The sequence below is a fragment of the Sorangium sp. So ce124 genome (genome assembly GCF_051525235.1).
GTDB lineage: Bacteria > Myxococcota_A > Polyangia > Polyangiales > Polyangiaceae > Sorangium > Sorangium atrum.
This window is the reverse complement of the sequence record NZ_CP150312.1, coordinates 12,436,815-12,451,172: the sequence shown is the minus strand read 5'-3', so window position 1 is coordinate 12,451,172 and position 14,358 is coordinate 12,436,815. Positions and strand designations below refer to the sequence as shown.

6 protein-coding genes are annotated in these 14,358 nt (G+C 72.9%); all 6 read left to right on the top strand.

Annotation, left to right across the window (positions count from 1 at the left end):
• Positions 1-290: 290 nt before the first annotated feature.
• Complete coding sequence (locus WMF19_RS46620; protein WP_437896242.1) at positions 291-5,651, top strand: amino acid adenylation domain-containing protein; 5,361 nt, start codon at positions 291-293, stop codon at positions 5,649-5,651.
• Positions 5,648-8,875 carry a type I polyketide synthase gene (locus WMF19_RS46615; RefSeq protein WP_437896241.1) on the top strand — a complete coding sequence of 1,076 codons (3,228 nt, stop codon included), beginning with the start codon at positions 5,648-5,650 and terminating at the stop codon, positions 8,873-8,875. The genes WMF19_RS46620 and WMF19_RS46615 overlap by 4 nt, the downstream gene beginning before the upstream one ends.
• Before the next feature lie 2 nt (positions 8,876-8,877).
• Positions 8,878-10,668, top strand: coding sequence for a cyclic peptide export ABC transporter (locus WMF19_RS46610; RefSeq protein WP_437896240.1), 1,791 nt, complete (start codon positions 8,878-8,880; stop codon positions 10,666-10,668).
• On the top strand, positions 10,665-13,067 hold the full coding sequence (locus tag WMF19_RS46605; RefSeq protein WP_437896239.1) for a penicillin acylase family protein: 2,403 nt from the start codon (positions 10,665-10,667) through the stop codon (positions 13,065-13,067). Before WMF19_RS46610 ends, WMF19_RS46605 begins: the two co-directional genes overlap by 4 nt.
• A gap of 32 nt (positions 13,068-13,099) precedes the next feature.
• Entirely contained in the window at positions 13,100-13,321 is a 222-nt protein-coding gene (locus WMF19_RS46600) for an MbtH family protein (protein ID WP_437325953.1), read from the top strand.
• Positions 13,322-13,416: 95 nt separating this feature from the next.
• On the top strand, positions 13,417-14,352 hold the full coding sequence (locus tag WMF19_RS46595; protein WP_437901756.1) for a TauD/TfdA family dioxygenase: 936 nt from the start codon (positions 13,417-13,419) through the stop codon (positions 14,350-14,352).
• The last annotated feature ends 6 nt before the right edge of the window (positions 14,353-14,358 follow it).

Here is a 14,358-nt window from a genome sequence, read left to right as displayed (position 1 = left end):
ACCGGACCCCTTCCGCCGCTCCGCTCGCCCTCGTCGCGCATCCTCGCAGGCCTTTGTCGGTTTTTGCCTTGACACCGATCGGATCGGTATTCCATACAACCGCCTCCAAGAACTTGATCATCATTTTCATTTTCATCAGCACGTCGAAAGGCGCGTGTCGCGGTCGCTGAGGGAGCTGTCAGGCATTTCGAGCTCGCGACGCTCTGCGTCAGCAGGCTCGAAGCCCAGGGCCTGGTGAACGCGACTGCTTTTCACCGGGCTTTCTTTTTCGGTCTGGAGCTGAGGTGGCGATGGAGTCGAACCGATCCCCTGGGCGTGCGATCAGCGATCGCGGCGGCGGCGCGAACGAGCCTGCGACGCTTGTCGCGCTCCTCCAGCGCCGCGCGGAGCAGCGCCCGTCAGGGCACGCAACCACCTTCCTTGTCGACGGGGAGGCGGACGCCCGCGCGATGACGTACGGCGAGCTCGATCGGCGGGCGCGCGCGCTCGCCGCCGAGCTCCAGGCCGGCACGCGGGCGGGTGACCGCGCGCTCCTGCTGGTGCCGCCGGGGCTCGACTTCATCGCCGCCTTCTTCGGCTGCCTCTACGCGGGGCTCGTCGCGGTGCCCGTGCCGCTGCCGCAGCGCAAGAGCGGGCTGATGCGCGTGCTGGCCATCGTGCGCGACTGCCGGCCGAGCGTCGTGCTCACCACCGAGGCGTTCCTTGGCGCGGTGACGATGCTCCGCGACGACCCGAGCTTCGCCGAGCTGAGCCACCTGCGCTGCATGGCCGTCGACACGATCCGGGACGGCCAGGAAGACGCGTGGCGAGCGCCGCGCGTGACCGCCGAGACCGTGGCGTTCCTCCAGTACACGTCGGGCTCGACCGGCACGCCCAAGGGCGTGGTGCTCACGCACGGCAACCTGCTGCGCAACGAGCTCATGATCCAGCGCGCGTTCGCGCACACCGAGGAGAGCGTGATCGTCGGGTGGCTGCCGCCGCACCACGACATGGGGCTCATCGGCAACATCCTGCAGCCGCTCTACGTGGGCGTGCCGTGCATCCAGCTCGCGCCCGAGCACTTCCTGATGAGGCCGCGGCGCTGGCTGGAGGCGATCTCGCGCTACCGGGCCACGACGAGCGGGGGGCCGAACTTCGCCTACGAGCTGTGCATCCGCAAGATCCCCCCGGAGCAGCGGGAAGGGCTCGATCTCGGCTCATGGAAGGTGGCCTTCAACGGGGCCGAGCCGATCCGGGCAGCGACGCTCGACCGCTTCGCCGAGGCGTTCGCGCCTGCAGGGTTCCGGCGCGGCGCGTTCTATCCCTGCTACGGGCTGGCCGAGGCGACGCTGCTCGTGACCGGCGGAGCGGCCGATGCGCCGCCCGTCGTGCGCTCCGTCGACCGCGCGGGTCTGGCGCAGGGATACGCGGCGTTCGAGCCGCGCAGGCCAGAGGACGGTGTGTCCCTCGTGGGCTGCGGGGGATCACCCGCGGGCGACGAGGTGCGGATCGTCGATCCAGAGACGCTCAGGCCCTGCAAGGACGAGCGCGTCGGGGAGATCTGGGTCGCAGGAGCGAGCGTGGCCCAGGGCTACTGGGAGCGGCCGGAGGAGACGGCGCTGACGTTCGAGGCACGGCTGTCGACGGGAGGAGGGCCGTTCCTGCGGACAGGCGATCTCGGGTTCTTCTCGCGCGGCGAGCTGTACGTGACGGGCCGGCTCAAGGACCTGATCATCGTCCGCGGGCGCAACCTCTATCCGCAGGACATCGAGCTCACCGCGGAGGAGAGCCACCCGGGCCTCCGCGCCGGCGGCGGCGCGGCGTTCTCGGTGGACGTCGACGGCGAGGAGCGCGTCGTCATCGTCCAGGAGCTCGGACGGCGCGCGCCCGCGTCGGGGCCGGCGGAGCCGGCGGAGCTCGGGGCGGCGATCGAGCGCGCCGTGGCCGATCGGCACGAGGTCGCGGTCCACGCGGTGGTGCTCATCAAGCCGGGGAGCCTGCCGCGGACCACGAGCGGCAAGGTGCAGCGGAGGGCGTGCCGCGGCCGGTTCCTGGAGGGATCGCTGGATGTGGTGTGGCAGTCGGCGCTCGACGCTCGCGTCGAGGCCGAGAGCGCGGAGCCGCCGCAAACGGCGCTGGAGAGCACGCTGGCTGGCATCTGGGCCGAGGTGCTGGGGCGCGCGCGGGTCGGCCGGAGCGAGGAGTTCCTGAGCCTGGGCGGCGATTCGCTGCGGGCCATGCAGGTGAGCGGCCGGGTGAGCGAGGCGCTCGGCATCGACGTGGGACCGGCGCAGCTCTTCGAGTCGGCGACCGTCGCGGCGCTCGCGGCGTGGATCGAGGCGAGGCAGGCCGGCGCGCCCGCGGGCGGCGCGGCGGGCGGGAGCGCGGCGCTCGCGCCGGTGGAGCGGCCGGAGCGGCTGCCGCTGTCCCTCGTGCAGGAGCGCCTCTGGTTCCTGGAGCAGCTGGTCGCGGGGGCGCCGGTCTATCACATCGCGGCGGCCGTGCGGCTCGCCGGGGGCCTCGACGCGGGGGCGCTCGAGAAGGCGGTGACGGAGCTCGCGGCGCGCCATGAGGCCCTTCGCACGAGCTTTCCCTCCGTCGAAGGGAGGCCCATCCAGAGGATCGCGCCGCCCGCGCCGGTCGCGCTGCCGCTGGAGGACATGAGCGCTCTTGCAGACGAAGCGCGGGAGTCCGCGCTGCAAGCGCGCCTGCGCGAGGAGGCGCGGCGCGCGTTCGACCTCGCCGAGGCGCCGCCCGTGCGCTGGGCGCTCCTCCGCACGGGCGAGCGAGAGCACGTGCTCTCCGTGACTTGCCATCACCTCATCGCGGACGGCTGGTCGATGAACGTGCTCCTGCGGGAGCTCTCGCTGCTCTATGGCGCCTTCGCCGCGGGGCGGTCCCCGGCGCTCGCGCCGCTCGCGCTGCAGCAGGCGGATCACGCGCTGTGGCAGCGCCGGAACGAACGGGCGGCGGCGCGCGAACAGGAGCTCTCGTACTGGCGCGATCGGCTGAAGGGGCCTGTGCCTCCCCTGGAGCTCCCCACCGATCGACCGAGGCCTCCAGTCCAGACCTACGCAGGGGCGCGCGAGGAGCTCGCGCTCTCACCGGAGCTCGTGGCGCGGCTGAGCGCGCTCGGGCGGCGGACGGGCGCGACGCTGTTCACGATCGTGGCGGCGGGGCTCTTCTCGCTGCTGCACAGGTACACGGGCCAGAGCGACGTGTGCATCGGGACGCCGGTCGCGGCGCGGCCGCGGGCGGCGCTGGAGGGCGTCGTCGGGTGCCTGCTCAACACGCTGGCGCTGCGGGTCGACCTCTCGGGCAATCCGAGCGTGACCGAGCTTCTCGCCCGCGTCCGCGCGGCGGTCCTCGAGGGGCAGGCGCACCAGGAGGTGCCGTTCGAGCGCGTCCTCGAGGCGCTCTCCCTCGAGCGGAACCTCAGCCACACGCCGCTGTTCAACGTGATGATCGCCATGGATCCCGCGCCGGAGCAGGCGCCGGAGATCCCGGGCCTCTCGATCGGCGTGCAGCGGGTGGACACCGGCACGGCCCAGTTCGATCTGACGCTCGGCCTCACCCTGGACGCGCAGGGGGGTGCGCGGGGAGCGTGGGAGTACAATACCGATCTCTTCGATCGCGCCACCGCCGCGCGGATGGCGCGGCACCTGCTCGCGATCCTCGACGGGCTCGCCGGCGGGCCGGAGGTGCGCCTGGCCGATCTCCAGGTGATGGACGCGGCCGAGCGGGAGCAGCTCGTGATCGGGTGGAACGCCACGGACGCCGAGGCGCCGCTGGATCGCTGCGTCCATGAGCTGATCGAGGCGCAGGTCGAGAGGACGCCGGAGGCGGCGGCGGTGGTGTCCGGCGCAGAAACGCTGACCTACCGCGAGCTGAACCGGCGAGCGAACCAGCTCGCGCATCACCTCCGGTCGCTCGGCGTGGGGCCCGAGGTGCCGGTGGGACTCTGCGTGGAGCGGTCGATCGACATGGTGGTGGGCATGCTGGGCGTGCTCAAGGCGGGAGGCGCGTACGTGCCGCTCGACCCGAGTTACCCTGACGATCGACTCCAGTTCATTTTGGAGGACACCGGCGCGCCGGTGCTGCTCACGCAACAGCACCTCGCGGCGAGGCTGGAGGGGCGCGGGGCCAGGACGCTGTGCCTGGACACGCAGCGAGAGAGCATCGAGCGAGCGCCGGGCGGCAATCCAGAGCGACGGGGGACGCCGGAGTGCCTGGCGTACGTGATCTACACCTCGGGTTCGACGGGAAAACCGAAGGGGGTGATGATCCCGCACAGGGGCCTTGTCAATTACCTGAGCTGGTGCGTGGAGGCGTACCGGGTGTCGGAGGGGCAAGGCGCGCTCGTGCACTCGTCGATCGGGTTCGATCTGACGATCACGGGGCTCTACGCGCCGCTGCTCGCGGGCGGCCGGGTGATCCTGGCAGGCGAGGTGGAAGGCGAGGGGCTGGCCCGGGCGCTCTGCGAGCAACAGGGCCTGAGCCTGGTGAAGCTGACGCCCGCGCACCTGGCGGTGCTCAACCACCTCGTCAGGCCGGAAGAAGCGGCGCAGCGCACACGGGCGTTCGTGATCGGAGGAGAGGCGCTGAGCGGGTCGACGCTGCAGTTCTGGCAGCAGAACGCGCCTGAGACGCGGCTGATCAACGAGTACGGGCCGACAGAGACGGTGGTCGGCTGCTGCATGCATGAGGCGGGGCGCGGCGAGGGAGACGCGGCCTCGGTGCCGATCGGCCGGCCCATCGCCAACACGCAGCTTTACGTGCTCGACCGGAAGCTCGTGCCCGTGCCCGTGGGCGTCTCCGGCGAGCTGTACATCGGAGGAGCAGGGGTGGCGCGCGGATACCTGAACCGCCCTGCGCTGACGGCGGAGCGGTTCGTGCCAGACCCGTTCCGCGCGGAGGCGGGAGCGCGGCTGTACCGGACAGGCGACGCGTGCCGGTGGCGAGGGGACGGGACCCTGGAGTACCTGGGCCGGCTCGATCACCAGGTGAAGATCCGCGGATACCGGATCGAGCTCGGCGAGATCGAGAGCGTGCTGATGCAGCACGAGGGCGTGCGCGAGGCCGTGGTGGTGGCGCGGGAGGACTCGCCGGGCAACAGGCGGCTCGTCGGCTACGTGACGGGGCGAGACGGGACGGCGCCGGAGCCGGAGGCGCTGCGGGCGTGGGCCGCAAAGGCGCTCCCGGGCTACATGGTGCCGACACCGATCCTCGTGCTGGAGCGATTGCCGCTCTCGCAGAACGGCAAGGTGGACCGGCGCGCGCTGCCGCCGCCGGAGGCGCTGGTCGCCGCGACCGCCAGGGACACGACGCCGCCGCGCACCGAGCTGGAGCGCACGCTCGCGGCGATCTGGCGAGAGGTGCTGTCGGTCCCGCAGGTCGGCATTCACGACAACTTCTTCGATCTTGGCGGACACTCGCTCTTGCTGGCCAAGGTCCACAGCCGGCTGCGCGACACGGTGGACCGTGATCTGCGGCTGCTGGTGCTGTTCCAGCACCCGACGATCGCCTCGCTCGCGGCGGCGTTGAGCCGGGATCCCGGCGCCGAGGCGGCGCCGCAGGGCGGAGCGCCGGACGGCGAGCGGGCGAGGGCCGCGCAGCAGCGGCGCGGGGAGATCTTCGCGCGGCGGCGCGGCGGACTGGAGACAAAGAAATGACGACACCGATCGGCGGCGAGCCCCGCCCGGGTCTGGACATCGCGATCATCGGCATGGCCGGGCGCTTCCCGGGCGCGCCGGACGTGGCGGCGTTCTGGCGAAACCTCTGCGCGGGCGTCGAGTCGGTCTCGATCCTCACCGACGAGGAGCTCCTCGGCGCGGGCGTGGACCCCGCGCTGATCGCGCGGCCCGAGTACGTGCGGGCGCGCGCGGTGCTCGACGACATCGAGCTGTTCGACGCGGAGCTCTTCGGGTTCACGCCGCGCGAGGCCGCGGCGCTGGATCCGCAGCACCGGCTGTTCTTGGAGTGCGCGTGGGAGGCGTTCGAGAGCGCCGGGATCGACCCCGAGCGCGCGGGCGGCCCGGTCGGGGTCTACGCCGGATCGAGCCTGAGCGGGTACCTGCCCCACCTCTTCCCCGACGGGCCGCGCCTGCAATCGGCGGCCGACATCGCGGCGCTCCTCGCGCTCGACAAGGACTTCCTCACGACCCGCGTGTCGTACAAGCTGAACCTGGAAGGGCCGAGCATCGCCGTGCAGACGGCGTGCTCCACGTCGCTCGTCGCCGTGCACCTGGCCTGCCAGGGGCTGCTCACCGGCGACTGCGATCTGGCGCTGGCGGGCGGCGCCTCCGTCAGCGTCCCGCAGAAGAGCGGGTACCTCTACCAGGAAGGCGCGATCGCGTCGCCCGACGGGCACTGCCGCGCGTTCGACGCCGCCGCCCGCGGCACCGTCGGCGGCAGCGGCGTCGGCGTGGTCCTCCTGAAGCGGCTCGACGACGCCATCGCGGATCGGGACGCGATCATCGCGGTGATCAAGGGATCGGCCGTCAACAACGACGGCCGGGCCAAGGTCGGGTACACCGCGCCGCGCATCGACGGGCAGGCGCGCGCGATCCGCGCGGCGCACGCGGCCGCGGGCGTGGACGCGGGCTCCATCACGTACGTGGAGGCGCACGGCACCGGGACGCCGCTCGGCGATCCGATCGAGATCGCCGCGCTGACCCAGGTCTTCCGCGCGACGACCGACCGGAAGGGCTTCTGCGCGATCGGCTCGGTGAAGACCAACGTCGGGCACCTGGACGCGGCCGCGGGGGTCACCGGGCTGATCAAGGCGGCGCTCGCCGTGGCCCGCGGGCGCATCCCGCCGAGCCTGCACTTCCGCGCGCCGAACCCGGCGCTCGACCTGGAGAACAGCCCCTTCCGCGTGGCCGCCGAGCTCACGGCGTGGTCGACCCCAGGCGCCCCGCGCCGCGCCGGCGTGAGCTCCTTCGGCATCGGCGGCACGAACGCGCACGTCGTGCTCGAGGAGGCGCCGCCCCCGCCGGAGGCGGACCCGCCCCGGCCGTGCGAGCTGCTCGTGCTGTCGGCCCGGTCGAGCGCGTCGCTCGAGCGCCTGACCGACGCGCTCGCGGAGCACCTGGAGACCCACGCCGATCTCGAGCTCGGCGACGTGGCGTTCACGCAGCAGCTCGGGCGCCGGGCGTTCGGGTACCGCCGCGCGGTGGTGTGCCGCTCGCGCGAGGAGGCTGCGCGCGCGCTGCGCGATCGCAGCGACGCGGTGCGCACGGGCGGGCCCGCGGCCGGACCGCGGGCGGTCGCGTTCCTGTTCCCCGGGCAGGGCACCCAGCGCCCCGAGATGGGCCGCGATCTCTACGAGACCGAGCCCGTGTTCCGGGCCGAGGTCGACGCCTGCGCTTCGCTGCTGCAGCGCCACCTGGGGACGGACCTCCGGACGCTGCTGTTCCCGGCGCCCGCGGACGTCGAGGAGGCCGCGCGGCGCCTCGATCGGACGTCGATGACGCAGCCGGCGCTGTTCGTCGTGGAGTACGCGCTCGCCCGGCTGTGGATGGCGTGGGGCGTGACGCCCGACGCGATGCTCGGGCACAGCGTGGGCGAGTACGTGGCCGCCTGCCTCGCGGGGTGCCTGTCGCTCGAGGACGCCGTGGCGCTGGTGGCGGCGCGGGGGCGGCTGATGGAGGCGACGCCGGACGGCGCGATGCTCGCTGTGTCCGCGGCCGAGGCGGAGATCGCGGGCTGGATCGGCGACGAGGTGGCGCTGGCCGCCGTCAACGGGCCGCGGCAGTGCGTGCTGTCCGGAAGGGCGGCGGCGATCCAGCGGGTCGAGCAGGAGCTCGCGGGCCGGGGGATCGAGGCGCGCCGGCTGCGCACGGCGCGGGCCTTCCACTCGCACCTGATGGACGGCGCCCTCGCGGCGTTCCGCGAGGCGGTGGGCAGGGTCACGCTGCGGACGCCGCGCATCCCGTGGGTCTCGAACGTCACCGGGACGTGGATCACGGCGGCCGAGGCGCAGGACCGCGAGTACTGGGTCCGGCACCTCCGCAGCACGGTCCGGTTCGCCGATGGCGTGCGGACGCTGCGGGAGAAGGCGGAGCGGATCTTCCTGGAGGTCGGGCCGGGGCAGACGCTCACGGCGCTGAGCCGGCAGCTCGCGGGGGAGGCGCTGGCGCTCGCGTCGATGCCCATGGGGCGGGAGCCTGCGAATCAGGGCGCGGCGGGCGCGGCGCTGCTCGACGCGGCCGGGCAGGTCTGGGCGGCCGGCGCTGCGGTGGACTGGGCAGGTCTGCAGGCGGGGCGGCACCGGCGGCGCGTCGCGCTGCCGGCGACCCCGTTCGAGCGAAAGCGGTACTGGCTGGAGCGCCCCGGAGCGAGGGGGGCGACCTCAACCTCGGTCGGGACCTCAACCGCGGTCGGGACCTCAACCCCGGTCGGGACCTCAACCTCGGTCGGCTCGACCTCAACCTCGGTCGGTTCGACCTCAACCTCGGTCGGTTCGACCTCAACCTCGGTCGGGACCTCCGCGGCCGAGGAGGTGGCCGCCGGCGCTGCCGAGCACCCGTCGCCCGACGCGGTGACGGCGCAGGTGACGGCCATCTGGGCGCGGGCGTTCGGCATCGAGCACGTCGACCCCGGAAAGGGCTTCTACGACCTCGGCGGCGAGTCGCTCCTCGCCCTGCAGATCCTCAACCGCGTCCGCGAGACGTTCCAGGTGGAGCTGTCGCTCCGCGAGTTCCTCGAGCGGCCCACCGTGGCCGCGCTCGTGGAGCGCGTCCAGCAGGCCCGAGGGCAAGCGCCCGCGAGCCCCGAGCCGGCCCTGGTCGCGCTGCCCCGGACCGCGCGCCGGCTCCCCGGCGCCGGAGGCCCCAAGGCGCCGGCGCTCCCGGGCGGCGAGCCGGGCGGCTCGAAGGCGAAGGGACGAAAGTGAGCGTGCTCGGCTTCCTCGTGCGCCGGTCCCGCCGGTCCCTCCTGCTCGCCATCGCCGCCGGCGTGATCAGCGGCCTCGCGGCCGCCGGCGTCATCGCGCTCGTCCACGAGGCGCTCTCCGCGGACGACCGCCCCGCTGCGCAGCTCGCCTGGGCCTTCGCAGGGCTCGCCGTCGCCGGCGTGCTGAGCAGGGCCGTCTCCCAGGTGCTCCTGACCCGGCTGGGACAGGCATTGATCGCCGAGCTCCGCGTGCAGCTCAGCCAGCGCATCCTCGAAGCGCCGCTGCGCCACATCGAGCAGGTCGGCCCCCACAGGCTGCTCGCGACGCTCAACGACGATCCGGCCGTGATCTCGCAGGCGTACATCCACCTGCCCCTCCTGTGCGTCAACCTGGCCACCGTCCTCGGTTGCCTGGCCTATATCGGGCGGATCGCGTGGTCGGCGCTGGCGATCGTGCTCGGCGCGATGGCGCTCGGCGCCCTGCTCTTCCGGACGCACCAGCGGCGCGCGATGCGCGCGTTCACGCTCGCCCGCGAGACGAGCGACGCCCTGTTCCAGCACTTCCGCGGGCTGACGGGCGGGATCAAGGAGCTCAAGATGCACCGCGGGCGCGGGAGGGCGTTCCTGTCCGATGTCCTCGGCGGCAGCGTCACGACGTACGAGCGGGCGTTCGTCGCGGGCACGACCGAGTACGCCGTCGCGATGGGCTGGGGCACGCTGCTCTTCTACGCCGTCCTCGGGATCGCCCTGTTCGCCCTCCCCGTCTGGGCAGGCCTGACGACGCCGGCGCGCTCCGGCGTGGTGCTGGCGATGCTCTTCCTGATGACGCCGTTCGCGCAGATCGTCGAGCTCCTGCCGTCCGTCGGGCGCGCCAGCATCGCGCTCGACAAGGCGAGCCAGCTCGGACTCGCGCTGACGCCCGAGGCCGCGGCGCCGCCGCGCGGAGGCGGCGCGGAGGGCGCGCGCGCGACGTGGGAGTCAATCGAGCTGGCCGGCGTCACGCACCGTTATTACCGGGAGAAGGAAGAAGGCAGCTTCCAGCTCGGGCCCATCGATCTGGCGTTCCGGCCCGGCGAGATCGTGTACCTCGTCGGCGGCAACGGCAGCGGCAAGACGACGCTGTCCCTCCTGCTGCTCGGGCTCTATGCGCCGGAGTCCGGCGAGATCCGGCTCGACGGCGCGGCCGTCGACGACGCGAGCCGCGATCGGTATCGGCAGCTCTTCTCGGTCGTCTTCGCGGACTTCCACCTCTTCGAGCACCTGCTCGGCCTGAACGGCCCCGACCTCGACGAGCGCGCCCGGCGCTACCTCGAGCGGCTGCAGCTCGATCACAGGGTGCGCGTCGAGCAGGGCGCCCTCCGCGTGACCGGGCTGTCGCAGGGGCAGCGCAAGCGCCTCGCCCTCATCACCGCCTACCTCGAGGACCGGCCGTTCTACGTGTTCGACGAGTGGGCGTCCGACCAGGATCCCCAGTTCCGGAAGTTCTTCTACACGGAGCTGCTCCCCGAGCTCCGGGCGAGGGGCAAGACCGCCCTCGTCATCACGCACGACGACCAGTACTTCGCGCTCGCGGATCGCTGCCTGCGGCTCGACTTCGGCCGCCTGTCGGAGCTGCCCGCGACAGCCGCCGAGCCGCGATCGGCGCCGAGAGAGCACGCCGCGAGCCCCCGCGTCGACGAAAGCGGTCGGGCCCGCTCGGCGCAGTTCCACCGCCTCCCCGTCGAGCGGCAGGCCGCGCTTGAGCCCAGCGCCAGCGGCCATGAGGCCATCAGAGCAACGGAGCATGAAGCATGAAGCGTGACATTCGATCACTCCTCGCCTCGGCGCTCGTCTCGCTGGCGGCCGCCGGCTGCGCGGAGAGAGCCCCGGGCGTGACCCGAGCCCCGGCGCAGCGCGCCGGCAACGCGACGACGCTGTCCGGCCTGGAGGCCACCGTCACCGTCACGTCCGATCGGCTGGGGATCCCCACGATCCGCGCCGCCTCGCGGCAGGACGCGCTCCGCGCCCTCGGCCTGATCACGGCGCGCGACAGGATGTTCCAGATGGACCTGCTCCGCCGGAGCAGCGGAGGGCGCCTCGCGGAGATCCTCGGGCGCGGCCTGCTGGAGGCCGATATCCGGCAGCGCCAGTTCGGCGTCCCGCAGGCCGCGACGGCGATCCTCGCGCGCCTGCCGGAGAGCCAGCGCGCCGCGCTCGACGCGTACGCCGAGGGCGTCAACGCGTACCTCCGGAGCCCGGAGGCGCTGCCCGTCGAGTTCCAGAAGCTGGGCTATCGGCCCGAGCCGTGGCGCCCCGAGGACAGCGTCCTCGTCGTGCTGGGGATGTTCAACGCCCTCAGCGAGAGCGAGGACATCGAGCGGACGCAAACGGTCCTGACACAGAGCCTCCCGAAGGGCGTGATGCCCTTCCTGCTCGAGAGCGTCGACCCGTACACGAGGTCGCTGCTCGGCGCGCAAGACATCGCGCCTCCGCCGCTGCCGGCCGAGGCGCTGCGAACGCTGGTGGCGCAGGGCCGGAAGGAGCGGAAGGAGCGCCCGCCGGGCCCGCCGAGCCGACGCGTGCTCAGCGAGGACGCCGGCGAGGCGCCGATCGGGTCGAACGGCTGGGCGGTGGCCGGCAAGAGGACGCGGGACGGCCGCGCCATCCTCGCCAACGACATGCACCTCCAGCTCGGCGTGCCCAACATCTGGTATCGCGCCGAGCTCCGCTACGGCGAGCGCGAGGTCGCGGGCGTTGTGCTGCCCGGCGTGCCCGTGGTCATCGTGGGGACGAACCGCCATGTCGCCTGGGGGCTGACAAGCCTCCTCGGTGACGTGATGGACCTCGTCCGGATCGAGACCCTCCCCGAGCGCCCGGGCGAGTACCGGACGCCGGACGGGTGGAAGCGGTTCGACGTCGCGCAGGAGACGATCAAGGTCCGCGGCGAGCCCGACGCGACCGTCACCGTCCGCAGCACGATCTGGGGGCCCGTCGCGGCGCGGCCGCTCCTCGGAGCGCCTGTCGCGATCCGCTGGACGGCGCTCGATCCCGAGGGGGTCGACATCGGGCTCCTCGAGATGGATCGGGTCCGGAGCGTCGACGATGCCGTCGCCGTGATGAGCGCCGCCGGCGGGCCCGGGTGCAACGTCCTCTTGGCCGATCGAGCCGGCCGCGTGGCGTGGACGGTGACGGGGCGCATGCCCCGGCGCCGCGGGTTCGACGGCTCGGTCAGCGTCTCCTGGGCCGACGGGCGCGCCGGCTGGGACGGCTACCTGGCCCCCGCGACGTTGCCGCGCGTCGTCGATCCGCCGTCGGGGTTCATCGTCAACGCCAACCACCGCATGCCGCTCGGCGAGGGCGCGCCGGTGCTCGGCCACGACTACGTGAACGGCTACCGCGCCTACCGCATCACCGAGCGCCTTCGCGAGGCGCGCCAGGTCGCCGAGGCGGACATGTTCCAGCTGCAGCTCGATACGCGGGCCGAGTTCTTCGGCTTCTACCGCGACCTCGCGCTGCGCGCGCTCACCGAAGAGGCCGTGTCGAAGCGGCCGGCGCTCGCCGAGGCGCGGCGCGCGGTGGCCGCGTGGGACGGCCGGGCGGACGTGTCCAGCGTCGGGCTGCCGCTCCTCGTGCGGTTCCGGCGCGTCCTGGCCGACGACGTGTTCGCCGCGTGGCTCGGCCCGAACCGCGCCGCGGAGCCGGACCTCGAGCTCGCGCTGCCCGACATCGACACGCCCCTCCAGCGCGTCCTCGACACGCACGCGCGCTCCGCCGATCTGGTGCCGGCGCCGGCGGGCGGATGGGACGCGTTCGTCCTCGCGGCGCTGGAGAAGGCCACGACCGCCGTGAAGCAGGAGAACGGCGGGCGGCCCCTCGACCAGCTCGAGTGGGGCGCGGTGAGCCGGGTGCGGATCGCGCACCCGCTCGGCGCGAGCCCGGAGCTCGCCGCGCTCCTCAACATGCCCGACGAGCCGCTCGCGGGGTGCGGCTTCTGCGTGCGCCTGGCGGTCCACGCGGTCGCCGCGAGCGAGCGGCTCGTCGTCTCGCCGGGCCACGAGCAGGACGGCATCCTGCACATGCCGGCCGGCCAGTCGGGAGACCCGCGGTCGCCCCACTACCGCGATCAGCAGCGCGCCTGGGTCGACGGGCGCCCGCTGCCGCTCCTGGCGGGGCCGGCCGAACACACGATCACGCTCGTTCCCGAGCGCCGCTGACGTCATCACCGCATCTCGAAACGGAGGAGTCCATGGCCAACGATGAACGCGAAGACAACACCATTTACAAAGTCGTCGTGAACCACGAGGAGCAGTACTCGATATGGCCCGAGTACCGCGAAAACCCCCTCGGGTGGCGCGACGCGGGCAAGACGGGCACGAAGGCCGAGTGCCTTGATTATATCAAGGAGGTCTGGACCGACATGCGGCCGCTCAGCCTGCGCAAGCAGATGGAGGAGGGCCGGCCGTCGTGACCGCCTCGAGCGCTCTGTCACAGGGCGAGGCGCCCGAGGGCGCGGCGCGGGGCGAGGCGGCAGGCCTGTCGCGATCGTTCTTCCCGGGCCACGCGCTGCCGCTCGTCGTGAGCCCGCTCGGCCGCGGCGACGCGGCGAGCGTGCCCGCGCTCGCCGCGTCCATCCGGGCGTGCGCGGAAGAAGAGCTGATCCGGCACGGAGCGGTGCTGTTCCGCGGCTTCCCGGTCCAGTCGCTCGCCGACTTCCACGCCTTCGTCCGGCTCGTGACGCCGGAGCTCCTCGATTACACGTTCGGGTCGACGCCGCGCTCCCACGTGCAGGACCGGATCTACACGTCGACGGAGTACCCCGCTCACCAGCACATCCCCCTTCACAACGAGCAGTCGTACACGCTCGATTGGCCGCTCAAGATCTGGTTTCACTGCGCGCAGGCCGCGCCCGAGGGGGGGAGCACGCCTATCGCGGACAGCCGCGAGGTCTTCCGTCGCATCCCGGCCCGGATACGGGAGCGGTTCGCGGCGAAGAAGGTGATGTACGTCCGCAACTACGGCAACGGCCTGGACCTGCCGTGGCAGAAGGTCTTTGGCACGGACGACCGGGCCGAGGTCGAGCGCTTCTGCAAGGCGGCAGGCATCGAGTGCGTGTGGAAGGCCGACGGCGAGCTGCGCACACGCCAGGTGTGCCAGGCCGTGGCCACCCACCCGCGCACCGGAGAGCAGGTGTGGTTCAACCAGGCTCACCTGTTCCACGTCTCCAACCTGGACCCGGCCGCGCGGGAGGCGCTCCTCTCGATCTTCGCCGAGGAAGACCTGCCCCGCAACGCCATGTACGGAGACGGATCGCCCATCGAGGGCGCCGCGCTCGACGAGATCCGCGAGGTGTACAGGCAGCTCGCCGTGGAGTTCGCCTGGCGAGAGGGGGACGTGCTCCTCGCGGACAACATGCTGGTCGCCCACGGGCGCGCGCCCTACCGCGGCCCGCGCAAGGTCCTTGTAGCCATGGCCGAGCCGTACCGGGCCAAAGCCTCCTGAGGTTCT

What these genes read in the sequence shown, in the direction of transcription:
- WMF19_RS46620 (WP_437896242.1), top strand. Translation starts at nt 291, where the DNA reads ATGGAGTCGAACCGATCCCCTGGGCGTGCGATCAGCGATCGCGGCGGC.
- WMF19_RS46615 (WP_437896241.1), top strand. Translation starts at nt 5,648, where the DNA reads ATGACGACACCGATCGGCGGCGAGCCCCGCCCGGGTCTGGACATCGCG.
- WMF19_RS46605 (WP_437896239.1), top strand. Translation starts at nt 10,665, where the DNA reads ATGAAGCGTGACATTCGATCACTCCTCGCCTCGGCGCTCGTCTCGCTG.
- WMF19_RS46600 (WP_437325953.1), top strand. Translation starts at nt 13,100, where the DNA reads ATGGCCAACGATGAACGCGAAGACAACACCATTTACAAAGTCGTCGTG.